Below are 24874 nucleotides of genomic sequence, written 5' to 3'. Positions count from 1 at the left end.
CCCACACAAAATATTTCTTCCCCCCCCGCCCCGCGGCCGGCGCCCCCCCCCCCGCCCCCCCCCGGGCCTGCCTTACTCGGCCTTGGCCGGTTCGGCCTGCTGCGACAGGCTGTAAACATACGCCGCCAGCAAGTGCACCTTGTCATTCCCCTGCAACTGCTCCTGGGCCGGCATCTGCCCCTGGCGACCGTAGCGGATGGTCTGCTGCAACTGGGCAAAGCTCGAACCGTAGATGAACGCCTGCGGATGGGTCAGGTTCGGCGCGCCCATGGCTGGCGTACCCTTGCCCTCTGGCCCGTGGCAGGCCACGCAGTTGGCGGCGAAGATCTTTTGCCCGTTCTCGGCATCGGCCTTCACGCCCTCTGGCAGGGTGCGGCCATCGAGCTTGCTGACCACGAATGCGGCCACATCGGCCACGCCCTGGTCACCGATCACTTCGGCCCAGGCCGGCATCACGCCGTGGCGACCGCCCATGATGGTGGTCTTGATGGTGTCTGGCTCGCCGCCCCAGCGCCAGTCGTTGTCGGTGAGGTTGGGGAAGCCGAAGGCACCCTTGGCGTCGGAGCCGTGGCACACCGAGCAGTTGGAAGCGAACAGCCGCGCGCCCATCTTCAGTGCCTGTGGGTCCTTGGCCACCTCGGTGATGGGCATGGCGGCGAACTTGGCGAAGATCGGCCCGAAGCGGGCGTCGGCCTTGGCCATTTCCTTTTCCCATTCGTGCACGCCGGTCCAGCCCGGCTGGCCGTTGGAAAACTCTGTCTGCTTGTCGTTATCCAGGTACGAGTAGCCCGGCAGGACGCCTTTCCAGTTGCCCAGGCCTGGGTACAGCACCAGGTAGCCGAGGGCGAAGACGATGGTGCCGACGAACAGCCAGAACCACCATTTCGGCAGCGGGTTGTCGTACTCCTCGATGCCATCGAAGGCATGCCCGACGGTTTCGTCGGTGACCTCTTCGCGCTGGCCCTTGCGGGTCGACAGCAGCAGCCAGGTCAACGAGAAGATGGTGCCCAGGGTCAGGACGGTAACGTACAGACTCCAGAAGGTTGTCATTGTTTTTTGCTCCCAGAAGCTTTTGCTTGCTCGACGTGCCGGCTGGCTTCGGGGTCATCCGCGAAGGGCAGTTGGGTCGCTTCGTCGAAGTCCTTCTTGCGCCGGGGGTTGAATACCCACAGCGCCAGGCCCACGAAGGCCACCATCACCACGACGGTGCCCAGGCCGCGAATCATCCCGATATCCATCAGCGTCACCGTTTGCTCTTGATGATGGTGCCAAGACCCTGCAGGTACGCGACGATGGCGTCCATTTCGGTCTTGCCCTTGACCGCGTCGCGGGCCCCGGCGATGTCGGCGTCGGTGTACGGCACGCCGAGGGTGCGCAGCACTTCCATCTTCTTCGCGGTGTCCTTGCCGTCGAGCTTGTTCTCGACCAGCCACGGGTACGACGGCATCTTCGATTCCGGTACGACGTTGCGCGGGTTGTACAGGTGCGCACGGTGCCAGTCATCGGAGTAGCGGCCACCGACCCGCGCCAGGTCCGGCCCGGTGCGCTTGGAACCCCACAGGAACGGGTGGTCCCACACGCTCTCGCCGGCCACCGAGTAATGGCCGTAGCGTTCGGTTTCGGCACGGAACGGGCGGATCATCTGCGAGTGGCAGCCCACGCAGCCTTCGCGGATGTAGATATCGCGGCCTTCAAGTTCCAGCGCGGTGCGCGGCTTCATGCCTTCCACGGGTTTGTTGGTGACGTCCTGGAAAAACAGCGGGACGATCTGGGTCAGGCCACCGACGCTCACGGCGATGACCATGAAGAAGGCCAGCAGGCCTATGTTCTTCTCGACGGCTTCATGCTTCATCAGTGCGCTCCCACTACGACGATCTTGGCGGCTTCCTCGGCCTGTGCCGGGTTGGCGGCACGTACGGTACGGAACACGTTGTAGGCCATCAGCAGCATGCCGGTGGCGAAGAACGCACCGCCCAGGGCGCGGACGATATAGCCAGGATGGCTGGCCTGCAGGGCTTCGACGAAGGAGTAGGTGAGGGTGCCGTCATCGTTGATGGCGCGCCACATCAGGCCCTGGGTGATGCCGTTTACCCACATCGAGGCGATGTACAGCACGGTACCGATGGTAGCCAGCCAGAAGTGCGCGTTGATCAGGCCTACGCTGTGCATCTGCTCGCGGCCATACAGGCGCGGGATCATGTGGTACACGGCGCCGATCGAGATCATCGCCACCCAGCCGAGGGCGCCGGCGTGGACGTGGCCGATGGTCCAGTCGGTGTAGTGAGACAGCGAGTTCACGGTCTTGATGGCCATCATCGGGCCTTCGAAGGTGGACATGCCGTAGAACGCCAGCGATACCACCAGGAAGCGCAGGATCGGGTCGGTGCGCAGTTTGTGCCAGGCACCGGACAGGGTCATCATGCCGTTGATCATGCCGCCCCAGCTTGGCGCCAGCAGGATGATCGACATGACCATGCCCAGCGACTGTGCCCAGTCAGGCAGGGCGGTGTAGTGCAGGTGGTGCGGGCCGGCCCAGATGTACAGGGTGATCAGCGCCCAGAAGTGCACGATCGACAGGCGATACGAGTAGATCGGGCGTTCGGCCTGCTTGGGTACGAAGTAGTACATCATCCCCAGAAAACCGGTGGTGAGGAAGAAGCCCACGGCGTTGTGGCCGTACCACCACTGAATCATAGCGTCGGTGGCGCCGGAGTAGGCCGAGTACGACTTGAACAGGCTTACCGGCAGCGATATGTGGTTGACGATGTGCAGCATCGCCGTAACCACGATGAAGGCGCCGTAGAACCAGTTGCCGACATAGATGTGCTTGGTCTTGCGCTTGACGATGGTGCCGAAGAACACCAGCCCGTAGGTGACCCAGACGATGGCCAGCAGGATCGCCAGCGGCCACTCGAGCTCGGCGTATTCCTTGGTGGTGGTATAGCCCATCGGCAGGGTGATCAGCGCCCCGACGATCACCGCCTGCCAACCCCAGAAGGTGAAGGCGGCCATGCTGTCGGAAATCAGCCGGGTCTGGCAGGTGCGTTGCACCACGTAGTAGCTGGTGCCGAACAGCGCACAGCCCCCGAAGGCGAAGATCACCAGGTTGGTGTGCAGCGGGCGCAGGCGGCCGAAGCTGGTCCAGGGCAGGTCCAGGTTCAGTTGCGGCCATACCAGCTGCGAGGCGATGAAGACGCCGAGGCCCATGCCAAGGATCCCCCAGACCACCGTCATGATGGCGAACTGGCGGACGACCTTATAGTTATAAGCAGTCGGACTGATTGCTGTGCTCATTGCTAAGGTTCCACGGTTTTGATGTTCTTGTTGGTCGAAAAATCGGCGCCAGTATTGATAACCACCGAGGTTACCGCAACGCAACTTTGGTACGCCGACCCGTGCCCGAGCCCGTTCACTGATGTCCCGCAGTAATCGGGTCTTGGCGATTGTACACAAATAAATATTTGTAATGTGTACCGTTTTTCGCCTTTTTCTGATCGATCGGTCAAGCTTTTTATCGGGACGGCGACAGGCTACGCGCCGCGTCTGCTTCGGTCCTTTCGGAGCGAGGCCCACTGAGGCAACAAGCTTAGTTCTGTTCGGAGGGGGTGCAAGGAGGGGTAGAGCGGGGAGAGGGGCTGCTTTGCAGCCCTTCGCGGGCTTGCCCGCTCCCACAGGTTCACCACAATACTTGAAATCTGTGGTTAACCTGTGGGAGCGGGCGAGCCCGCGAATGGGTGCTACTTGGCAGTCAGGTCTGGCGAAGCTTGATCCTGCGACAGGCTATACACGTACGCCGCCAGCAGGTGCACCTTGTCGTTGCCCTGGATCTCCGCCTGCGCCGGCATCTGACCCTGGCGACCATAGCGAATGGTCTGCTGCAGCTGGGCAAAGCTCGAACCGTAGATGAACGCCTGCGGGTGGGTCAGGTCTGGCGCGCCCATGGCCGGGGTGCCCTTGCCTTCAGGCCCGTGGCAGGCCACGCAATTGCCGGCGAAGATTTCCTTGCCCTTGGCGGCGTCGGCCTTGACCCCTTCCGGCAGGGGGCGGCCATCGAGGTTGGTGAGCACGAACGCGGCCACATCCGCTACACCCTGCTCGCCGATCACTTCGGCCCAGGCTGGCATCACGCCGTGACGACCGTTCATGATCGACGCCTTGATGGTTTCCGCCTCGCCGCCCCAGCGCCAGTCCTTGTCGGTGAGGTTGGGGAAGCCATAGGCACCCTTGGCATCCGAGCCATGGCACACCGAGCAGTTGGAGGCGAACAGGCGGCTGCCCATCTTCAGTGCCTGCGGATCCTTGGCCACTTCTTCCACGGGCATGGCGGCGTACTTGGCGAAGATCGGGCCGAATCTTGCGTCAGCCTTTTCCATCTCCTTCTGCCATTCGTTGGCGCCGGTCCAGCCATTTTCATAGCCCGGCAGGATGCCCTTCCAGTTGCCCAGGCCGGGGTAGAGGATCAGGTAGCCGACCGAGAACACCAGGGTGCCGACGAACAGCCAGAACCACCACTTGGGCAGCGGGTTGTCGTATTCCTCGATGCCGTCGAAGCTGTGGCCCATGGTCTGGTCGGTGGTGTTGCTGCTCTGGCCCTTGCGGGTGGCGAGCAGCAGCCAGGTCAGGCCAATCAGGCTACCGATGGTCAGTACGCAGATGTACGTACTCCAGAAGGTGGTCATTGCCCGTTACTCCTTTTTGCAGCAGGTTCCTGTCCGGCAGAGGGCAGGCGGTCGTCGACGAAGGGCAGCAGGCGCGCTTCGGCGAAATCACGGTCGCGGCGGCGATTGAATACCCACAGGGTGAGGCCGATGAAGGCGATCATCACCACAAGGGTGCCCAGGCCGCGGATCATGCCGATGTCCATTCCCATCGCATTCACCTCTTGTTCTTGATCGCGGTGCCGAGCACCTGCAGGTAGGCGACCAGGGCGTCCATTTCGGTCTTGCCCTTGACCGCGTCGCGGGCCCCGGCGATGTCATCGTCGGTGTACGGCACGCCCAAGGTGCGCAGGGTGCGCATCTTGGTGTCGGTATGGCTGTTGTCGACCTGCTGGGCGACCAGCCATGGGTACGACGGCATCTTCGATTCCGGTACCACGTTGCGCGGGTTGTACAGGTGCGCACGGTGCCAGTCGTCCGAGTAGCGGCCACCGACCCGGGCCAGGTCCGGCCCGGTGCGCTTGGAACCCCACAGGAACGGGTGGTCCCATACGCTTTCACCTGCCACCGAGTAGTGGCCATAGCGCTCGGTTTCGGCACGGAACGGGCGGATCATCTGCGAATGGCAGCCCACGCAGCCTTCGCGGATGTAGATATCGCGGCCTTCCAGTTGCAGCGCGGTGTAGGGCTTCATGCCCTCCACCGGCTTGTTGGTGACGTCCTGGAAGAACAGCGGGACGATCTGGGTCAGGCCGCCGATACTGACGGCAAATACCATCAGCAGGGCCAGCAGGCCGACGTTTTTCTCGATGACTTCATGTTTCATCAGGCAGGTCTCCTCAAGCCAGCTGGGCGTTCGCAGGGGCGACATCGAGCGCCGGCGAACGCACGGTGCGCCAGGTGTTCCAGGCCATCAGGAACATGCCGCTGAGGAAGATCGCACCGCCGACGAAGCGCACGATGAAGCCTGGGTGGCTGGCCACCAGGGTTTCCACGAATGAGTAAGTGAGCGTGCCGTCGCTGTTGACCGCGCGCCACATCAGGCCCTGGGCGATGCCATTGACCCACATCGAGGCGATGTAAAGCACGGTGCCGATGGTGGCCAGCCAGAAGTGGGCGTTGATCAGGCCGATGCTGTACATGCGCTCCTTGCCGAACACTTTCGGGATGGTGTGGTACAACGCACCAATCGAAATCATCGCCACCCAGCCGAGGGCGCCGGCGTGCACGTGGCCGATGGTCCAGTCGGTGTAGTGGGACAGGGCGTTGACCGTCTTGATGGCCATCATCGGGCCTTCGAAGGTGGACATGCCATAGAACGCCAGCGACACCACCAGGAAGCGCAGGATCGGGTCGCTGCGCAGTTTGTGCCAGGCGCCGGACAGGGTCATCATGCCGTTGATCATGCCGCCCCAGCTTGGTGCCAGCAGGATCAGCGACATCACCATGCCCAGCGACTGCGCCCAGTCGGGCAGCGCGGTGTAGTGCAGGTGGTGCGGGCCGGCCCAGATGTACAGGGTGATCAGCGCCCAGAAGTGCACGATCGACAGGCGATAGGAATACACCGGGCGTTCGGCCTGCTTGGGCACGTAGTAGTACATCATCCCCAGGAAGCCCGCGGTCAGGAAGAAGCCCACGGCGTTGTGGCCGTACCACCACTGCACCATGGCATCGGTGGCGCCGGCATAGACCGAGTAGGACTTGGTCAGGCTGACCGGCAGTTCCAGGTTGTTGACGACGTGCAGCATCGCCACGGTGAGGATGAAGCCGCCGAAGAACCAGTTACCGACGTAGATGTGCTTGGTGTTGCGCTTCATCAGCGTGCCGAAGAACACGATGGCGTAGCTCACCCAGACGATGGTGATAAGGATGTCGATCGGCCATTCCAGTTCGGCGTATTCCTTGGAGCTGGTGTAGCCCAGCGGCAGGCTGATGGCCGCCAGCAGGATCACCAGTTGCCAGCCCCAGAAGGTGAACGCGGCCAGGCCCGGTGCGAACAGGGTGGTCTGGCAGGTGCGTTGCACCGAATAATAGGAGGTGGCGAACAGCGCACAGCCGCCGAAGGCGAAGATCACCGCATTGGTATGCAGGGGGCGCAGGCGGCCGAAGCTGGTCCAGGGGAGGTCGAAGTTGAGGGAAGGCCAGGCGAGCTGGGCGGCGATGAAGACGCCGAGCCCCATCCCGACGATTCCCCACACCACCGTCATGATGGTGAATTGGCGGACCACCTTGTAGTTATAGGCGGTACTGCTGGTTGTGTTCATGTATGGGTTCCCATCCACGGTTATTTGGCAGGCTTTACAGCGAGGCAAGCATGATTAATGGGCAATGTGCCGGTATTGACGGGGATCAATGGGCGAAGGTCGGAAATGTCCCAGGCTTGCGCTGCAATCCCCCGCACGTTCGGGGCAAGGACGGCTACAGGGGCTGCCTGATCCTGGCGCATGGCGCAGGTGCGCCGATGGACAGCGGGTTCATGGACGAAATGGCGCAAAGGCTTGCGGCGCTTGGGGTGGCGGTAGTGCGCTTCGAATTCCCGTACATGGCCGAACGCAGGGTTACCGGCGGCAAGCGGCCGCCGAACCCGCAGAAGGTATTGCTGGAATGCTGGCGCGAGGTGTACCGGCAGGTGCGACCTTTGGTCGCGGGCAAGCTGGCGGTGGGTGGCAAGTCCATGGGCGGGCGCATGGCCAGCCTGCTGGCCGATGAGCTGGGGGCGGATGCATTGGTGTGCCTGGGCTATCCGTTCTATGCGGTGGGCAAGCCGGAGAAGCCACGGGTCGAGCACCTGGCCGAATTGAAGACGCCGACGTTGATCGTGCAGGGTGAGCGAGATGCGCTGGGTAACCGCGAGGCGGTGGCAGGGTATGCGTTATCGCCGGCGATCGAAGTGAGCTGGCTGTTGGCAGGGGACCATGACCTGAAGCCGCTGAAGGCCTCGGGGTTCAGCCATGAGCAGCATTTGCAGGCGGCGGCTGAGAAGGTTGCGGCATTCCTGTCCCGATAGTGCTGGGTTCTTCGCGGGTGAACCCGCTCCCACCGGCTCACTGGAGCTCAGAAAGCCGTACAGTACCTGTGGGGGCGGGTTTACCCGCGAGAGGCCGGACCAGGCTGATGCTTAGTCGCGGTACTCGCACAGGTAAGCGGTATCCACCTTCACCTGCAGCTGGAACTTGCTGTCAGCCGGCACGTTGAACTTGTCGCCCGCCTTGAAGGTTTCCCAGTTGTCGCTACCTGGCAGCTTCACGGTCAGCGCACCCGAAACCACGTGCATGATCTCGCGCTTGGCAGTGCCGAACTCGTATTCGCCCGGGGCCATCACGCCGACAGTGGCCGGGCCTTCTTCGCCCGCGAATGCGATCGACTTGACGGTGCCGTTGAAGTACTCGTTGACCTGGAACATGGGCGACTCCTGAAAAGGGGGGGGAGGAAAAAGGGCTGGCCAGTATGCCCAAGGCCACGGGCCCCGTCATCTGCTTTCAGGTAGCGTCCACCGGCAGGCTCAACGGCAGCAGCCGCGCAGTATTGCGCGCATCTTCCAGGGCCCGGTGCTGCTGCCCGCAAAAGTGCATGCCGGCCAGCTGCAGTGCACCATTGAGCCCGGCAGGGCGCTGCAGGTGGCGGGCCTTGGCGAAGCGTTGCTTGAGGTTGATGTGCGGCAGGGTCCGCAGCATGCTGTCCAGCCCATGCTGCTGCCACTCCTGGTGCAACTGCTGGCGGTCGTAGTCGCCCCAGCTGACCCAGGCCTGAAGCTGCCCGCGGTGGTGCCCGAGCCAGTGCTCGAAGCTTGCCCACACCTCGCGGAACGGCGCGGCACTGTCCACGCTGGCCTGGCTGATGTGGGTCAGTTCACGGCAGAATGGGGTCAGCTGCGGCCGCCGTCGGGGCTTCACGAAGCGCTGGAAGTGGTCGACCTCGCGGCCGTCGCGGGTAACCAGGCTTGCGCCGATTTCAATGACTTCCATCTCTGTGACCGGCCACCCACCATCGTCGGTGGTGGCTTCCAGGTCGATCACCAACCAGTGGCCCATATCAGGCTCCCTTGCAGATCCTGCTAGAGCGTAGCCAAACTCAGGGCATCCGGCACCCCCTGGCAATTTGCCCGCAGCTTTGGCGCAAAGGGCCATTAACCGGCAGTTGTGCCCGGCCCCGAAAACGCCTAGCTTAGGCGAACCCAGGCATGAACCGTGATGAGTGTCCGTCTTGACTCCAGCGCCCGGCCTCAAGGCCCTGTCTTCCCTGATGCTGCTGGCCGTGTTCTGGCTGGCGGTGCCGGCATGGGCGGCAAGTACTGTTGAAGTGAAGATTGGCGCGGCGCATTTTCCGCCCTACACCGTGCGCCCGGAGCAGGGTGCCGACACCGGTCTTCTGCCGCAGTTGGTCGACGCGCTCAACCGCGCGCAGCAGCACTACCGTTTCGTTCTGGTACCCACGTCCATTCAGCGGCGTTTCGGCGACTTCCAGCAAGGCCGTACCGACATGGCCATTTTCGAGAACCCGCAATGGGGCTGGCAGCAGATTCCCCACAAGACCGTGGACATGGGCCTGGAAGATGCCGAGGTGTTCGTCGCTCGCCAAGCCAATGGCGGTGACCCGCATTACTTCGACGACCTGAACGGCAAGCGCCTGGCGTTGTTCAATGGTTATCACTATGCGTTCGCCGGCTTCAACTCCGACCCTGAATACCTGCGCACCGCCTACAACGCGACCCTGACCTACTCCCACGACAGCAACCTGCTGATGGTACAGGCAGGGCGCGCCGACATCGCTCTGGTCACGCGTTCCTACCTCAGCGATTTCCTGGCACGCAACCCGGCCAGCCGGGAGCGGTTGGTGCCCTCGCAACGCATTGACCAGGTCTACCATCACTACGCCTTGTTGCGCCCGGGGGCGCCCATCGGCGAGCAGTCGTTCGCGGCGCTGCTGCGGGCCCTGCGCGACAGTGGCGAGCTGGCGCGCATCTTCGAGCCCTACCGCATCACGGTGGCGGCCCCACGCGAGTAAATTCCCGTGGTGCGGCAACGTTCACAGCAGTGAGCCTTTTCTTCATTGCCGTGAGTAAAGCCCATGCCGTTCGATAACGCTTTGCAGCCCCGGTCAGCGCCACGCTGGCGCAGCCTCAGTGCCGAGGAGGGCGACAGCTGGCTGAGCCTTTCCCTCGAAGGCCGCCCGCTGATCCAGTTGCGCCTGGAGGTGGGCGCTTCCCTGCATGTTCACCTGGAGCGGCTGTGCCCCGAGCGCCCCTATCAGGCCTTGTGGGCCGCCTGTTATTGGCTGCTGGCCCGCGACACCGCCTGCCAGCGCCTGGCCTGGTACCTGCCCGAGGCGTTGCCCCAGGCATTGACCAGTGGCTTGCTGCTGGCCGGCGAGCAGCCTGGCCAATACCTGTGCGAGCGGGCGCTGTTCTGGCAGTTGCCGCAGCCATGGCTGGGTGAATCAGCCAGCGTGGCTTACCCGCAGCAGATGCAGATCAGCAACGGCAAGCGCCACCCACGCCGCGCGCCCAAGCCTCGTGGCGAGGTGTACCGGCGCTTCGATACGCGCCTGGGCAGCTGGGTATCGCTGCGTACCTTGGAAATCGAGCATGACCTGGAGCGCTTCAACCGTTGGCAGAACAACCCACGGGTGGAGGCGTTCTGGCAGGAGGCTGGCACCCTGGCGCAGCACCGCGAATACCTGGGCAAGCTCGAGGCCGACCCGCATGCCCTGACGCTGATCGGCTGCTTCGATGACCAGCCGTTTGCCTACTTTGAAGCGTATTGGGCCAAGGAAGACCGCATTGCGCCGTTCTACCCGGCCAATGACTACGACCGTGGCATCCACATGCTGGTAGGGGAAGAGAGCCACCGCGGGCCGCACAAGGTGGCCAGCTGGTTATCGGCGCTGGTGCACTACCTGTTCCTGGATGACCCGCGCACCCAGCGGGTGGTGGCCGAACCGCGTGCCGACAACGGCAAGATGATCGGCTACATGCACGACCAGTGCTTCCATTGCGACAAGGAGTTCGACTTCCCGCACAAGCGTGCGGCGTTGATGATTCTGGGGCGGGAGCGGTTTTTCGATCGCTGCAAACTGGCTTGATATCGAGGTGGCTTCTTCGCGGGCGCGCCCGCGAAGAAGCAGACTCTGCCTGATCAGGCCTGCCGACTGGCCGTCTTGCGGCAATGCACCAGCGCATCGCGGATCATGAAGTTGACCAGTGTCGGCGACACTCCCAGCTCCTTGGCAATGTCCTTCTGCGGCACGCCATGCAGGCGGTACATCTCGAAGGCATAGCGGGTGCGCTGGGGCAGTTCGTTCAGCGCCTTGGCAATGTCATCCAGCGCGGCAAGGTTGATGTGGGTGGCTTCGGGGGAGGCGTTTTGCACAACCACGTTCAGGCCTTCCTCCTCGCTGCCGGAGTACTTCAACTCCATCGCCTGCTTGCGATAGTGGTCGATGGCCAGGTTGCGCACGATCTGGAACAGATAGCTCAGCTGCGCCTTGAACGACGAGGTGATCTGCGGGGCGGCGCTGAGCCGGAAAAAGGCGTCCTGCACCACATCTTCGGCGCGCGACCGGCAGCCGGTGATGCGGGCAGCGATCTTGACCAGGATGCTGCGGTTGTCGACGAAGGCCTGCAGTAATGGTGAATCGCACTTACTTGTGGATAGTTGTTCCGCCATGGAAATCACCTTGTCACAGAGGGGAAAGGACGCACCCAAATTTGGGAAGCTTCCTACGACGGGCGACAAGCTATTCAGAATGATAATGATTGTCAAATGCGAAATGTAATTGGTTTCATGTGATTTCAGTTCTAAGGCGTGAGGGTGGCTGGGTGCATGTCAGGGCGTTTTCATCGCCTGGGAGATCGAGCGCTGCCCGGGCGGCGCTCGGTCTCACAGGCGCAACATCTCTCATGGCAAACACCTGGCAACCCTCACGCGCCCCCAAAGCCTCACCGCCGCTAATTTCTCCCCCCGCCCATCCGTTCCCCTGTGTACACCTCAGGCCGCCACATGCCGCTGCGCCCACGTTCGTGCAGCAGCCGGCCCGACCCAACCAGACACTGGCAGGAACACCCCATGACGGACGCCTTCGAACTCCCGCTCTCGCTGGTCCAGGCCCTGGCGCAACGCGCCGTGCAGACCCCGGACAAAGTCGCCTTGCGCTTTCTGGCCGACGCTCCCGGCGAGCAGGCCGTGCTCAGCTACCGGGACCTCGATCAGCGTGCGCGCACCATCGCTGCTGCCTTGCAAACCCGTGCTGGCTTCGGCGACCGCGCGGTGCTGTTGTTCCCCAGCGGGCCTGACTATGTGGCGGCATTCTTCGGCTGCCTGTATGCCGGCGTGATTGCGGTGCCGGCCTACCCACCGGAGTCCGCGCGCCCGCACCACCAGCAGCGCTTGCTGTCGATCATCGACGACGCCGAGCCGCGCCTGCTGCTGACCGTCGCGGCCCTGCACGACAGCCTGCAGGGCCTGGAGGCCCTGACGGCGGCCAACGCCCCTGAACTGCTGGCGGTGGATGGTCTGGACCCGGCACTGGCTGCAAACTGGCGCGAGTCCGCGCTCAAGGGTGATGACATCGCCTTCCTGCAGTACACCTCTGGCTCCACCGCGCTGCCCAAGGGCGTGCAGGTCAGCCATGGCAACCTGGTGGCCAACGAACAACTGATCCGCCAAGGCTTTGGCATCGACCTCAACCCCGACGACGTGATCGTCAGCTGGCTACCGCTGTACCACGACATGGGCCTGATCGGCGGCCTGTTGCAGCCGATCTTCAGCGGTGTGCCCTGCGTACTGATGTCGCCGGGCTACTTCCTGGCCCGGCCGCTGCGCTGGTTGCAGGCCATCAGCGAATACGGCGGCACCATCAGCGGCGGCCCCGACTTCGCCTACCGGCTGTGCAGCGAGCGGGTCAGCGAGGCCTCCCTGGCCGGGCTCGACCTAAGCCGCTGGCGGGTGGCCTATTCGGGCTCCGAGCCGATCCGCCAGGACAGCCTGGCGGCCTTTGCCCACAAGTTTCAGGCCTGCGGCTTCGACCCGCAGAGCTTCTTCGCCAGTTACGGCCTGGCCGAGGCGACCCTGTTCGTCAGCGGCAGCCGCCGGGGCCAGGGTATCGCCGCGCTGGAGCTGGACGCCGAAGCCTTCGCCGCCAACCGTGCCGAACCTGGCAAGGGCAGTGTGCTGATGAGCTGTGGCTACCCGCAGCCCGGGCATGCCGTGCGCATTGTCGAACCACAAAGCCTGCAGGTGCTGGGCGACAACCAGGTGGGCGAGATCTGGGCCGGTGGCCCGAGCATCGCGCAGGGCTACTGGCGCAACCCCGAGGCCAGCGCTCGCACCTTCGTCGAGATGGACGGCCAGACCTGGCTGCGTACCGGCGACCTGGGCTTCATGCGCCAAGGCGAAGTGTTCGTCACCGGGCGCCTGAAGGACATGCTGATCGTGCGTGGGCAGAACCTGTACCCGCAGGACCTGGAAAAGACCCTCGAGCGCGAAGTGGATGTGCTGCGCAAAGGCCGCGTGGCAGTGTTCGCCGTCGAGCAGCAAGGCGAGGAGGGCATTGGCGTGGCGGTGGAAGTCAGCCGCAACGTGCAGAAGGCGATCAAACCCCGGGAACTGATCAGGACCCTGCGCCAGGTGATCGCCGACGCCTGCCGCCAGGCCCCGGCCGTTGTCCTGCTGCTGAACCCGGGGGCGCTGCCCAAGACCTCCAGCGGCAAGCTGCAGCGTTCGGCCTGCCGCCTGCGCATGGACGATGGCAGCCTGGACTGCTACGCCCGCTTCCCTGAGGTGGGCGAGCCCGTTGCCGCGGATGCCGCCGGCGGTGAGCTGCAGGTGCGCATCGCCGGGGTGTGGCGCGACATCCTCAAGGTCGAGGCGGTAGCGGCAGACGACCACTTCCTGCTGCTGGGCGGCAACTCCATCGCCGCCACCCACGCCACTGCACGCCTGGCCGATGAACTGGGCATCGAGCTGGGCCTGCGCACCCTGTTCGAGGCGCCGATACTGGCTGACTACGCCAAGGCCGTGGCCGCGATCATCGCCGAAGGCGGTGGCCGGGTCGGCGCCATCGCTACTCTGGAGCGCACCCAGGCGCTGCCCCAGTCGCTGGCGCAAAACCGCCTGTGGCTGCTATGGCAATTGGACCCGCAGTCGGCGGCCTACAACATTCCGGCTGGCCTGCAGTTGCGCGGCGAGCTGGACGAAAACGCACTGGAAGCGGCCTTCCAGGCGCTGGTGGCGCGCCATGAATCGCTGCGTACCCTGTTTGCCGAAGAGAACGGCCAGGCCCTGCAGCGCATCCAGGCGCAGCAGCCGTTCGACCTTCGCCGCCTGGACCTCGAAGGCCAGGCCGCCGAACAGGTCGCCGCCCAACGTGAAACCGAAGCTCGCCAGCCGTTCGACCTGACCCGGGGGCCGTTGCTGCGCGTGACGCTGGCGCGTCTGGACGATGAACACCATCAACTGTGGGTGACCCTGCACCATATCGTCGCCGACGGCTGGTCGCTGAACATCCTGCTCGACGAATTCGCCAAACTGTACGCCGCCCATTGCCAGGGCATCGAGGCCAACCTGGCACCGCTGACCCTGGGTTATGCCGACTACGGTACCTGGCAGCGACAGTGGCTGGCCGCAGGCGAAGCCGAGCGGCAACTGCAGCACTGGAAGGAGTGTCTGGGGGATGAACTGCCGGTGCTCGACCTGTGCACCGACCACCCGCGCACCAGCCAGCGCGACCACCGCGCCGTCCGCTTCAACCTCAAGGTACCGGCCAGGCTAACCGAAGCACTCAAGGGCCTGGCCCGCGAACAGCAGGCCAGCCTGTTCATGGTGCTGCTGGCCGGCTGGCAGGCGCTGCTGCATCGCTACAGTGGGCAGGCAGATATCCGTGTCGGCGTGCCCAACGCCAACCGCCCGCGCCTTGAAACCCAAGGCATGGTTGGCTTCTTCATCAACACCCAGGTGCTGCGTGCGCAACTCGATGGCCGCCTGCCGTTCGACCAGTTGCTGGCCCAGGTGCGCCAGGCCACCCTGGATGCCCAGGCCAACCAGGATCTGCCGTTCGAGCAACTGCTCGAAGCCTTGCCCGAGGCTCGCGAGCAAGGTCTGTTCCAGGTCATGTTCAACCACCAGCAACGTGACCTGTCCGCCTTGCGCCGCTTGCCGGGCCTGCTCGCCGAAGAGCTGCCTTGGCACAGCCGTGAAGCCAAGTTCGACTTGCAGTTGCACAGTGAAGAAGACCACCAGGGCCGCCTGAGCCTGGCCTTCGACTATGCCGCCGAACTGTTCGATACCAGCACCATCAAGCGCCTGGCCCAACACCTGCTGGCCCTGCTCGAGCAGGTGTGCGCCAGGCCGCAGCGGGCGTTGGGCGAGGTGCAATTGCTCGACGAGCCTGGCCGCGCGCAATTGCTGAGCTGGGGCGAGGCACCCGCTGCGGCGCCCCAGCGCCTGCTGGTCGAGCAGCTCAATGACCAGGCATGCCTGACCCCGCAGCGTACCGCCCTGGTGTGGGACGGTGGCAGCCTGGATTACGCCGAGTTGCACCAGCAAGCCAACCGTCTGGCCCACTACCTGCGTGACAAAGGCGTGGGCCCCGACACTTGCGTGGCCATCGCCGTCGAGCGTTCGCCGCAACTGCTGGTGGGCCTGCTGGCCATTCTCAAGGCCGGTGGTGCCTATGTGCCGCTGGACGTCGATTACCCGGCCGAGCGCCTGGCCTACATGCTCGCCGACTGCAACGCAGGCCTGCTGCTGAGCCACAGCACCCTGCTGGGCAAGCTGCCACAGGTTGACGGCGTCAGCGCCATCGCCCTCGACCAGCTGCACCTGGACAGCTGGCCAAGCCATGCCCCTGGCCTGCACCTGCATGGCGACAACCTGGCCTATGTGATCTACACCTCCGGTTCCACCGGCCAGCCCAAGGGCGTGGGCAATACTCATGCGGCACTGGCCGAGCGCCTGCAATGGATGCAGGCCAGCTATGCGCTGGACGACAGCGACGTGCTGATGCTGAAGGCGCCGATCAGCTTCGACGTTTCGGTGTGGGAATGCTTCTGGCCACTGGTGACTGGTTGCAAGTTGGTGCTCGCCGGCCCTGGCGAGCACCGCGACCCGCAGCGCATCGCCGCGTTGGTGCAGTCCCATGGCGTGACCACGCTGCACTTCGTGCCGCCGCTGTTGCAGGTGTTCGTCCAGGAGCCGCAGGCGGGTGCCTGCAGCAGCCTGCGTCGGCTGTTCTCCGGTGGCGAAGCGCTGTCCGCTGCGCTGCGTGACCGGGTGCTGCAGGTGCTGCCACAGGTGCAACTGCACAACCGCTATGGCCCGACCGAAACCGCCATCAACGTCACCCACTGGCACTGCCAGGCCACCGATGGCGAACGCTCGCCGATCGGCCGCCCGCTGGGCAATGTGCTGTGCCGAGTGCTGGACGACGAACTGGAGCTGACCGCCCCCGGTGTACCGGGCGAGTTGTACCTCGGCGGTGCCGGCCTGGCCCGTGGCTATCTGGGTCGTCCGGGGCTCACCGCCGAACGTTTCGTGCCCCGCGCCGACGGCAATGGCGAGCGCCTGTACCGCAGTGGCGACCGCGCCCGCTGGCAGGTACAGACCGAGGCGCTGGAGTACCTTGGCCGCCTCGACCAGCAGGTCAAGGTGCGTGGCTTCCGTGTCGAACCCGAGGAAGTCCAGGCCTGCCTGCTGGCGCAAGCTGGGGTCGAACAGGCACTGGTGCTGATTCACAGGGATGCCATCGGCGCGCAACTGGTCGGCTACTACAGTGGCAGCGCCCAGCCTGATGCATTGCTGACGGTGCTGGCTGAACAACTACCGACCTACATGGTGCCGGCACAACTTATCCCGTTGACGCAGATGCCACTGGGCCCCAGCGGCAAGGTCGATCGCAAGGCGTTGCCGGCCCCGGTGTGGCAGCAGCGGGAGCACGTCGAGCCGCAAACCGGGTTGCAGCAGCAGGTCGCTGCCATCTGGCGTGAGGTGCTGAACCTGCCGCGCGTTGGCCTGCAGGACGACTTCTTCGCCCTCGGTGGCCATTCGCTGCTGGCCACTCAAATTGTTTCGCGCACACGCCAGGCCTGCGATGTCGAGCTGCCGCTCAAGGCCTTGTTCGAAGCCAGCGAGCTGGGCGCCTTCTGTGCCGAGATCGCGCGTATCCGCGCTGCCGGTGAGCGCAACCTGCAAGGTGCAATCGCCCGCGTCGACCGCCGCCAGGCGGTGCCGCTGTCGTACTCGCAGCAGCGCATGTGGTTCCTCTGGCAAATGGAGCCAGGTAGCCCGGCGTACAACGTCGGCGGCATGGCGCGCCTGCGCGGCACCCTGCATGTGGATGCCTTCGAGCGTGCGCTGCAGGCGCTGGTGGTACGGCATGAAACCCTGCGCACCACCTTCCCAAGCATCGATGGTGTGCCGTATCAGTGCGTAGCCGAAGACAGCAGCCTGCACCTCGATTGGCAGGACTTCAGCGCCTTGCCCGCCGATGCCCGCCAGCAACGCCTGCAACAACTGGCCGACGACCAGGCGCACCAGCCGTTCGACCTGGAGCGCGGTCCGTTGCTGCGTGCCTGTCTGGTCAAAGCCCAGGAGCGCGAGCATTTCTTCGTGCTGACCCTGCACCATATCGTCACCGAAGGCTGGGCCATGGACATCTTCGCCCGCGAACTGGGCGAGCTGTACGAGGCCTTCGTCGATGACCGCGAATCGCCGCTGGCGCCGCTGCCGGTGCAGTACCTGGACTACAGCGTGTGGCAACGGCAATGGCTGGAAAGCGGCGAGGGTGAACGACAGCTGGCCTACTGGCAGGCCCGCCTGGGTGATGAGCATCCGGTACTGGCGCTGCCTGCCGACCGCCCGCGCCCGGCAGTGCAGAGCTACCGTGGCGGGCTGTACCGCTTCGAGCTCGACCCGGCGCTGGTTGCCCGCGTACATGCCTTCAACAGCCAGCGCGGCCTGACGCTGTTCATGACCATGACTGCCACCCTGGCCGCCATGCTGCACCGCTACAGCGGCCAGCGTGACTTGCGCATTGGCGCGCCGGTGGCCAACCGCATCCGCCCGGAAAGCGAAGGGCTGATTGGCGCGTTCCTCAACACCCAGGTGCTGCGTTGCGAGCTGGACGGCCAGATGACCGCCGCACTGTTGCTGGAGCAGGTACGGCAGGCTGCCATCGAAGGCCAGTCGCACCAGGACCTGCCGTTCGACCAGTTGGTGGAAGCCCTGCAGCCACCGCGCAGCAGCGCCTATAACCCGCTGTTCCAGGTGATGTGCAACGTGCAGCGCTGGGCCTTCCAGCAAAGCCGTCAACTTGCCGGCATGCAGGTGGATTACCTGGTCAACGACGCCAGCGCCACCAAGTTCGACCTGTACCTGGAGGTGACCGACCTCGACGGCCGCCTGGGTTGCTGCCTGACCTACAGCCGCGACCTGTTCGACGAACCACGTATCGCACGCATGGCCGAGCACTGGCAGCAACTGCTGGCCGGCATGCTCGACAACCCGCACCAGCGCCTGTGCGAGCTGCCGATGCTGAGCGGCGCCGAGCAGCAGGTGCTGGCGGGCCAGTTGCAGGGCGAGCTGGATTTCGCTCTCGACCAGACCGTGCATGGCCTGTTCGCCGCGCAGGCTGCGCGCACGCCACACGCTGGCGCGTTGACCTTTGCCGGCCGGCACATGACCTATGCCGAACTCGACCAGCAGGCCAACCGCCTGGCCCGCGCCCTGCGCGAGCGTGGCGTCGGCCCGCAGGTGCGCGTGGGCCTGGCGCTGGAGCGTTCGCTGGAAATGGTCGTCGGCCTGCTGGCCATCCTCAAGGCCGGTGGCGCCTACGTGCCGCTCGACCCCGAGTACCCACTCGACCGCCTGCGCTACATGATCGAAGACAGCTGCATCGGCCTGCTGCTCAGCCAGCGCGCGCTACTGCAAACCTTGGGGCAGTTGCCTGAAGGCGTGGCGCTTTGGAGCCTGGAGGACGACAGCGCCAGCCTGTCGGCCTACAGCGATGCGCCGCTGGACAACCTCAACCTGCCGCAGCACCAGGCTTACCTGATCTACACCTCTGGCTCCACCGGCAAGCCCAAGGGCGTGGTAGTCAGCCACGGCGAGTTCGCCATGCATTGCCAGGCGGTGATCGACGCGTTCGGCATGCGCAGCGAGGACTGCGAGCTGCACTTCTATTCGATCAATTTCGACGCTGCCAGCGAACGCCTGTGGGTGCCGCTGCTGTGCGGCGCCCGCGTGGTGCTGCGCGCCCAGGGGCAGTGGGGCGCCGAAGACATCTGCCAGCTGGTGCGCGAGCAGCAGGTGAGCATCCTCGGCTTCACGCCCAGCTACGGCAGCCAGTTGGCGCAGTACCTGGCCGGGCAGGGCGAGCAGTTGCCAGTGCGCCTGGTCATTACCGGTGGTGAAGCGCTGACCGGTGAACACCTGCAGCGCATCCGCCAGGCCTTCGCGCCGCAGCAGTTCTTCAACGCCTACGGGCCGACCGAAACCGTGGTCATGCCGCTGGCCTGCCTGGCACCACAGACACTGCCGGCGGAGTTGGGCAGCGTGCCGATCGGCCGCGTCATCGGTAAGCGCACGGCCTACATTCTCGACGAAGACCTTGCCCTGTTGCCGCAAGGCGGTATTGGCGAGCTGTATGTCGGCGGTGCCGGCCTGGCCCAGGGCTACCACGACCGCCCGGGCCTCAGCGCCGAGCGCTTCGTCGCCGACCCGTTCGGCAGCGAAGGCGGACGCCTGTATCGCACCGGTGACCTGGTGCGCCTGGGCAGCGATGGCCTGGTCGAGTACGTCGGCCGCGCCGATCAGCAGGTGAAAATCCGCGGTTTCCGGATCGAGCTGGGCGAAATCGAAAGCCGCCTGCAGGCGCATGCCGATGTCGACGAGGCTGTGGTACTGGCCCTCGACCTGCCGGGCGGCAAGCAACTGGTGGGTTACCTGGTGTGCAGGCAGGCCGCTGCCGACAGCGAGGCCCAGGGCCTGCTGCGCGACGCGGTGAAAGCCGAAGCCCGCCAGCACCTGCCGGACTACATGGTGCCGGCGCACCTGGTGCTGCTCGACAGCCTGCCACTGATGGGCAACGGCAAGCTCGACCGCCGTGCGCTGCCGCTGCCGGACCTGGAACAGGCACGCCAGCAGTACCAGGCGCCTGGCAACGAGGTGCAAGCGCAACTGGCGCAGATCTGGCGCGACGTGCTCAACGTTGCCCAGGTCGGCGTGCAGGACAACTTCTTCGAACTGGGCGGCGACTCGATCCTGTCGATCCAGGTGGTCAGCCGGGCTCGTCAGGCCGGCTTGCAGTTCACCCCGCGCGACCTGTTCCAGCATCAGACCATCCAGACCCTGGCCGCCATCGTTCAGCGCAGCGAAGCCGCCAGCAGCATCGAACAGGGCCAGCGCCAGGGGCAGGCCGGCCTCACGCCGATCCAGCACTGGTTCTTCGACAGTGAAGTGCCACAGCCGCAACACTGGAACCAGGCTGTTCTGCTGGAGGCGCGAAAGCCGCTGGATGAGGGGGTACTGGAGCGCGCCTTGGCCGCCCTGGTGCAGCACCACGACAGCCTGCGCCTGCGCTTCAGCCGGGCCCAGGGCCGCTGGCAGGCCGAATATGCTTCGCCTGCCTCCGGGCAGTTGCTGTGGACAGCCACCGTCGCCGATTTCGCCGATTGCCAGCCGCTGTACACCGACCTGCAACGCAGCCTCGACCTGGAGCAGGGCCCACTGTTGCGTGCCTTGCTGGTAAATGACGGGCAGGGCGGCCAGCGCCTGTTGCTGGCGATCCATCACCTGGTGGTCGATGGCGTGTCGTGGCGCGTGCTGCTGGAAGACCTGCAGGCGCTGTACCGCGGCCAGCCGCTGCCGGCCAAGACCCACGCCATGGGCGACTGGGCCGCACGCCTGGCCAGCTATGCCGGCAGCGATTCGCTGCGCGACGAGCTGGGCTGGTGGCAGGGCCAGTTGGGTGGCGTGCGCCGCGAACTGCCATGCGATCACCCGCAGGGCGGCAACCTGCACCGCCACGCCCGTACCCTGGCCATCGGCCTGGATGTGGCGCAGACCCGGCAGTTGCTGCAACAGGCCCCGGCGGCCTACCACACCCAGGTCAACGATCTGCTGCTGACCGCGCTGGCGCGTGCCTTGTGCCGCTGGAGCGGCGATGAAGAAGTGCTGGTACAGCTTGAAGGCCATGGCCGTGACGGGCTGTTCGAAGACATGGACCTGACCCGCAGCGTCGGCTGGTTCACCAACGCCTACCCGCTGAGCCTGCGCCCGCTGCCTGGCGAGGACGACGCGGCGCGGGCCGGTTCGATCAAGCGCATAAAGGAGCAGCTGCGCCAGGTACCGCACAAAGGCCTGGGTTACGGCGTGCTGCGCTACCTGGCCGATACGGCAGGGCGCGAGCAGATGGCGGCCCTGCCGCAGGCACGCATCACCTTCAACTACCTGGGCCAGTTCGACCAGCAGTTCGACAGCACAGCCCTGCTCCAGCCGCTGGACGCCCCAGCCGGCCTGGCCCATGACCTGGATGCGCCGCTGCCCAACTGGTTGAGTGTCGATGGCCAGGTGTATGGCGGCGCCCTGCAGCTGCGCTGGACCTTCAGCACCGAGCGCTATGACGAGCGGACCATCGCCGGCCTGGCCGAAGCCTACCGCCAGGAGCTGCTGGCGCTGGTCGAGCATTGCCTGGCTGATGGCAACGGCAGTTTCACCCCCTCGGACTTCCCGCTGGCGCACCTGACCCAGGCGCAGATCGACGCGCTGCCGGTACCGGCAGTACAGATCGAGGACGTCTACCCGCTGACGCCTATGCAGGAGGGCATGCTGCTGCACACCCTGCTGGAGCCGGGCACTGGCCTCTACTACATGCAGGACCGCTACCGCATCAACAGCGCGCTCGACCCCGAACGCTTCGCCCAGGCGTGGCAGGCGGTGGTGGCGCGCCACGAAGCGCTACGCGCATCGTTCAGCTGGAACACCGGCGAGGCGATGCTGCAGATCATCCACAAGCCGGGCAACACGCCGGTGGACTACCAGGACTGGCGTGGCCTCGACGACGACGCCCAGGAGCAGCGCCTGCAGGCGCTGCACAAGCAGGAGCGCGAGGCAGGTTTCGCCCTGCTCAGCGAGGCGCCGTTCCACCTGCGCCTGGTGCGTGTGGCCGACGAGCGCTACTGGTTCATGATGAGCAACCACCACATCCTCATCGATGCCTGGTGCCGTTCGCTGTTGATGAACGATTTCTTCGAGATCTACCAGGCCCTCGGCGAGGGGCGCCAGGCCCGCTTGCCGGTGCCACCGCGTTACCGCGACTACATTGGTTGGCTGCAACGCCAAGGCCTGGACGACGCGCGAGCCTGGTGGCAGGCGAACCTGGCCGGCTTCGAACGCGCCACCACCATCCCCAGCGACCGCCCGCTGCGCCACGACCATGCCGGTAGCGGCATGATCGTCGGCGACTGTTACACCCGCCTGGCGGTGAGCGACGGCGTGCGCCTGCGTGAACTGGCCCAGGCCCACCAGCTCACCGTCAACACCTTCGCCCAGGCGGCCTGGGCCCTGGTGCTGGCGCGCCACAGCGGCGACCGCGACGTGATCTTTGGCGTGACCGTGGCCGGGCGCCCGGTGAGCATGCCGCAGATGCAGCGTACCGTCGGCCTGTTCATCAACAGCATCGCCTTGCGCGTGCAGTTGCCGATGGCGGGTGAGCGCTGCAGTGTGCGCCAGTGGTTGCAAGGCCTGCTGGAGCGCAACATGGAGCTGCGTGAGTACGAATACCTGCCGCTGGTGGCGATCCAGGAATGCAGCGAACTGCCCAAGGGCCAGCCGCTGTTCGACAGCCTGTTCGTGTTCGAGAACGCGCCGGTGGAAACTGCCGTGCTCGACCACGCCCAGCACCTGAATGCCAGTTCCGACTCGGGCCGTACCCACACCAACTTCCCGCTGACAGCGGTGTGCTACCCGGGCGATGACCTTGGCCTGCATCTGTCGTTCGACCAGCGCTACTTCGACTACCCGACCGTCGAGCGCCTGCTGGCCGAGTTCAAGCGCCTGCTGCTGGCGCTGGTGCAAGGCTTCGAAGGGGAGATGAGCGCATTGCCATTGCTGAGCGCAGAGGAGCAGCGCTTCCTGCTCAAAGACTGCAACCACACTGCGCGCGCCTACCCGTTGGAACAGAGCTACATCGCGCAGTTCGAGGCACAGGTGGCCGCACATCCGCAACGTATCGTGGCCCGGTGCCTGGACGCGTCCTACGACTACGCCGGCTTGAACCTGGCGGCCAACCGCCTGGGCCATGCCTTGATCGCGGCGGATGTGAACGTGGACCAGCCGGTAGCTCTGCTGGCCGAGCGTGGGCTACCGCTGCTGGGCATGATCGTCGGCAGCTTCAAGGCCGGCGCCGGCTACCTGCCACTGGACCCGGGCCTGCCGGCGGCGCGCCTGCAAAGCATCATCCAGCTAAGCCGTACACCCGTGCTGGTGTGCAGCGCGGCCTGTGCCGGGCAAGGGCGGCAGTTGCTGGGCGAGCTGGAGGCAGCGGTGCGGCCGCAGCTGCTGATCTGGGAAGACATCCAGGCCAGCCCGGTGGCCAGCCACAACCCCGGCATTCACAGCGGGCCGGATAACCTCGCCTATGTGATCTACACCTCAGGCTCCACTGGCCTGCCGAAGGGTGTAATGGTCGAGCAGCGCGGCATGCTCAACAACCAGCTGAGCAAGGTGCCGTACCTGGCGCTTGGCGAGCACGACGTGATTGCCCAGACGGCTTCGCAGAGCTTCGACATTTCGGTTTGGCAGTTCCTTGCCGCGCCGCTGTTCGGCGCCAGGGTGGAGATCGTGCCGAACGCCATCGCCCATGACCCGCACGGCCTGCTGGCGCATGTGCAGGCCACCGGCATCAGCGTGCTGGAGAGCGTGCCGTCGCTGATCCAGGGCATGCTGGCCAACGATCACCAGGCCCTCGATGGCCTGCGCTGGATGCTGCCGACCGGCGAGGCCATGCCTCCGGAGCTGGCGGCGCAGTGGTTGCAGCGCTACCCGCAGATCGGCCTGGTCAACGCCTACGGCCCGGCGGAGTGCTCCGATGACGTGGCGTTCTTCTGCGTCGATGCCGCCTCGACCCGTGGCAGCTACCTGCCGATCGGCACGCCAACCGACAACAACCGCCTGTATCTGTACGGCGAGGACCAGACGCTGGTACCGCTGGGGGCGACGGGTGAGTTGTGCGTGGCTGGCACCGGGGTGGGCCGTGGCTATGTCGGCGACCCGGTGCGCACGGCGCTGGCGTTCATTCCCCATCCTCATGGTGCACCGGGCGAACGCCTGTATCGCACGGGCGACCTGGCGCGGCAGCGCCCGGACGGGGTGCTGGAGTATGTCGGTCGCATCGACCATCAGGTGAAGATTCGCGGTTACCGCATCGAACTGGGCGAAATCGAAGCCCGCCTGCACGAACAGCCGGAGATCCGCGACGCTGCCATTGGCGTGCAGGAGGGCACCAATGGCAAGCACCTGGTGGGTTACCTGGTGGCGCATCAGGGCGTTGCTGCCGACGCTGCGTTGCTGGAACAGCTAAAGCAGCGCCTGCGTGCCGAGTTACCGGAGTACATGGTCCCACTGCACTGGGGCTGGTTCGACAGCCTGCCGCACAACGCCAACGGCAAGCTCGACCGCAAGGCCCTGCCGGTCATCGACATCGGTGGCCAGCACAGCCAGGCTTACCAGGCGCCGCGCAATGAACTGGAAGAGGTACTGGCCGGTATCTGGGCAGACGTGCTCAAGGCCGAGCGGGTCGGGGTGCACGACAACTTCTTCGAGCTGGGCGGGCATTCGCTGCTGGCCACGCAAATCGCCTCGCGGGTGCAGAAGCAGTTGCAGTTGAACGTGCCGCTGCGGGCGATGTTCGAGTGCAGCACGGTGGAGGAACTGGCGGTGTATGTGCAGGGGCTGCAGGGCAGTGTGCTGGATGACGACAAGGTCGACCGGCTCAGCGACCTGATGGCTGAGCTGGAGGGCTTGTGACCTGAGCAGGTGAGGCCAGCACCACTCCTGGATTGGTGCACAAAAGTTGAAATTGCTGGGGCCGCTATGCGGCCCTTTCGCGACACAAGGCCGCTCCTACAGCTACGGCGTTGTTCTCGAGGTTTGGCGCAGTACCTGTGGGAGCGGGCATGCCCGCGAACACCGGCGCAGCCGGTGCCATAAACCGCGTTGAGTTCT

General features: G+C 65.2%; 15 protein-coding genes. 4 read left to right on the top strand and 11 right to left on the bottom strand.

Annotation, left to right across the window (positions count from 1 at the left end; all coding sequences use genetic code 11):
• Positions 1–72: 72 nt before the first annotated feature.
• The 8 genes from ccoP (IRZ77_RS20795) to ccoN (IRZ77_RS20760) all read right to left on the bottom strand — a co-directional run bounded on the left by ccoP (IRZ77_RS20795) (position 73) and on the right by ccoN (IRZ77_RS20760) (position 6922).
• Positions 73–1050 carry a cytochrome-c oxidase, cbb3-type subunit III gene (gene ccoP, locus IRZ77_RS20795; RefSeq protein WP_046615057.1) on the bottom strand — a complete coding sequence of 326 codons (978 nt, stop codon included), beginning with the start codon at positions 1048–1050 and terminating at the stop codon, positions 73–75.
• Positions 1047–1238 carry a CcoQ/FixQ family Cbb3-type cytochrome c oxidase assembly chaperone gene (locus tag IRZ77_RS20790; RefSeq protein ID WP_003259925.1) on the bottom strand — a complete coding sequence of 64 codons (192 nt, stop codon included), beginning with the start codon at positions 1236–1238 and terminating at the stop codon, positions 1047–1049. The genes ccoP (IRZ77_RS20795) and IRZ77_RS20790 overlap by 4 nt, the downstream gene beginning before the upstream one ends.
• 5 nt (positions 1239–1243) lie before the next feature.
• Positions 1244–1852 carry a cytochrome-c oxidase, cbb3-type subunit II gene (ccoO, locus tag IRZ77_RS20785; RefSeq protein ID WP_023381407.1) on the bottom strand — a complete coding sequence of 203 codons (609 nt, stop codon included), beginning with the start codon at positions 1850–1852 and terminating at the stop codon, positions 1244–1246.
• Positions 1852–3294: a cytochrome-c oxidase, cbb3-type subunit I gene (gene ccoN / locus IRZ77_RS20780; RefSeq protein ID WP_015271137.1), complete on the bottom strand. Its 1443-nt coding sequence runs from the start codon at positions 3292–3294 to the stop codon at positions 1852–1854. The genes ccoO (IRZ77_RS20785) and ccoN (IRZ77_RS20780) overlap by 1 nt, the downstream gene beginning before the upstream one ends.
• 443 nt (positions 3295–3737) lie before the next feature.
• Positions 3738–4679 carry a cytochrome-c oxidase, cbb3-type subunit III gene (gene ccoP / locus IRZ77_RS20775; RefSeq protein ID WP_085601249.1) on the bottom strand — a complete coding sequence of 314 codons (942 nt, stop codon included), beginning with the start codon at positions 4677–4679 and terminating at the stop codon, positions 3738–3740.
• Complete coding sequence (locus IRZ77_RS20770) at positions 4676–4870, bottom strand: cbb3-type cytochrome oxidase subunit 3 (RefSeq protein ID WP_023661030.1); 195 nt, start codon at positions 4868–4870, stop codon at positions 4676–4678. Before IRZ77_RS20770 ends, ccoP (IRZ77_RS20775) begins: the two co-directional genes overlap by 4 nt.
• Before the next feature lie 5 nt (positions 4871–4875).
• Positions 4876–5484: a cytochrome-c oxidase, cbb3-type subunit II gene (gene ccoO / locus IRZ77_RS20765; RefSeq protein WP_013973492.1), complete on the bottom strand. Its 609-nt coding sequence runs from the start codon at positions 5482–5484 to the stop codon at positions 4876–4878.
• 13 nt (positions 5485–5497) lie between these two features.
• Positions 5498–6922 (bottom strand): cytochrome-c oxidase, cbb3-type subunit I, encoded by a 1425-nt coding sequence (gene ccoN, locus IRZ77_RS20760; RefSeq protein WP_108479806.1) that lies wholly within the window; start codon positions 6920–6922, stop codon positions 5498–5500.
• Between the two features lie 50 nt (positions 6923–6972).
• Here ccoN (IRZ77_RS20760) and IRZ77_RS20755 point away from each other — a divergent pair, with 50 nt between their 5' ends.
• Positions 6973–7665, top strand: coding sequence for an alpha/beta family hydrolase (locus IRZ77_RS20755; RefSeq protein WP_108479805.1), 693 nt, complete (start codon positions 6973–6975; stop codon positions 7663–7665).
• Positions 7666–7776: 111 nt separating this feature from the next.
• Here IRZ77_RS20755 and ppnP read toward each other — a convergent pair whose 3' ends face one another.
• Positions 7777–8061 (bottom strand): pyrimidine/purine nucleoside phosphorylase, encoded by a 285-nt coding sequence (ppnP, locus tag IRZ77_RS20750; RefSeq protein ID WP_003259920.1) that lies wholly within the window; start codon positions 8059–8061, stop codon positions 7777–7779.
• 76 nt (positions 8062–8137) lie between these two features.
• The gene (locus tag IRZ77_RS20745) at positions 8138–8689 is read right to left on the bottom strand and encodes an exonuclease domain-containing protein (protein ID WP_046615061.1); all 552 of its coding nucleotides are present in this window, start codon (positions 8687–8689) and stop codon (positions 8138–8140) included.
• 172 nt (positions 8690–8861) lie between these two features.
• Between IRZ77_RS20745 and IRZ77_RS20740 the strand changes: the two genes are divergently transcribed.
• Both IRZ77_RS20740 and IRZ77_RS20735 read left to right on the top strand, forming a co-directional pair.
• Complete coding sequence (locus IRZ77_RS20740) at positions 8862–9662, top strand: substrate-binding periplasmic protein (RefSeq protein WP_046615062.1); 801 nt, start codon at positions 8862–8864, stop codon at positions 9660–9662.
• A 63-nt stretch (positions 9663–9725) separates the two neighbouring features.
• Positions 9726–10739 carry a GNAT family N-acetyltransferase gene (locus tag IRZ77_RS20735; RefSeq protein ID WP_108479804.1) on the top strand — a complete coding sequence of 338 codons (1014 nt, stop codon included), beginning with the start codon at positions 9726–9728 and terminating at the stop codon, positions 10737–10739.
• Positions 10740–10792: 53 nt separating this feature from the next.
• Here the strand turns inward: IRZ77_RS20735 and IRZ77_RS20730 are convergent, their stop codons facing one another.
• A complete protein-coding gene (locus tag IRZ77_RS20730; protein ID WP_046615064.1) occupies positions 10793–11323 on the bottom strand; it encodes an RNA polymerase factor sigma-70 in 531 nt (176 codons plus the stop codon).
• Between the two features lie 399 nt (positions 11324–11722).
• Here IRZ77_RS20730 and IRZ77_RS20725 point away from each other — a divergent pair, with 399 nt between their 5' ends.
• The gene (locus IRZ77_RS20725) at positions 11723–24676 is read left to right on the top strand and encodes a non-ribosomal peptide synthetase (RefSeq protein WP_196174323.1); all 12954 of its coding nucleotides are present in this window, start codon (positions 11723–11725) and stop codon (positions 24674–24676) included.
• Positions 24677–24874: the final 198 nt, after the last annotated feature.

The sequence above is a fragment of the Pseudomonas pudica genome (assembly GCF_015680405.1).
In the GTDB taxonomy this organism is placed as follows: Bacteria; Pseudomonadota; Gammaproteobacteria; order Pseudomonadales; family Pseudomonadaceae; genus Aquipseudomonas; species Aquipseudomonas pudica.
This window is presented reverse-complemented; position numbering and strand designations above follow the sequence as displayed.

Coding starts and splice junctions, on each gene's coding strand:
- ccoP (WP_046615057.1), bottom strand. CDS start 1,050: ATGACAACCTTCTGGAGTCTGTACGTTACCGTCCTGACCCTGGGCACC.
- IRZ77_RS20790 (WP_003259925.1), bottom strand. CDS start 1,238: ATGGATATCGGGATGATTCGCGGCCTGGGCACCGTCGTGGTGATGGTG.
- ccoO (WP_023381407.1), bottom strand. CDS start 1,852: ATGAAGCATGAAGCCGTCGAGAAGAACATAGGCCTGCTGGCCTTCTTC.
- ccoN (WP_015271137.1), bottom strand. CDS start 3,294: ATGAGCACAGCAATCAGTCCGACTGCTTATAACTATAAGGTCGTCCGC.
- ccoP (WP_085601249.1), bottom strand. CDS start 4,679: ATGACCACCTTCTGGAGTACGTACATCTGCGTACTGACCATCGGTAGC.
- IRZ77_RS20770 (WP_023661030.1), bottom strand. CDS start 4,870: ATGGGAATGGACATCGGCATGATCCGCGGCCTGGGCACCCTTGTGGTG.
- ccoO (WP_013973492.1), bottom strand. CDS start 5,484: ATGAAACATGAAGTCATCGAGAAAAACGTCGGCCTGCTGGCCCTGCTG.
- ccoN (WP_108479806.1), bottom strand. CDS start 6,922: ATGAACACAACCAGCAGTACCGCCTATAACTACAAGGTGGTCCGCCAA.
- IRZ77_RS20755 (WP_108479805.1), top strand. CDS start 6,973: ATGATTAATGGGCAATGTGCCGGTATTGACGGGGATCAATGGGCGAAG.
- ppnP (WP_003259920.1), bottom strand. CDS start 8,061: ATGTTCCAGGTCAACGAGTACTTCAACGGCACCGTCAAGTCGATCGCA.
- IRZ77_RS20745 (WP_046615061.1), bottom strand. CDS start 8,689: ATGGGCCACTGGTTGGTGATCGACCTGGAAGCCACCACCGACGATGGT.
- IRZ77_RS20735 (WP_108479804.1), top strand. CDS start 9,726: ATGCCGTTCGATAACGCTTTGCAGCCCCGGTCAGCGCCACGCTGGCGC.
- IRZ77_RS20730 (WP_046615064.1), bottom strand. CDS start 11,323: ATGGCGGAACAACTATCCACAAGTAAGTGCGATTCACCATTACTGCAG.
- IRZ77_RS20725 (WP_196174323.1), top strand. CDS start 11,723: ATGACGGACGCCTTCGAACTCCCGCTCTCGCTGGTCCAGGCCCTGGCG.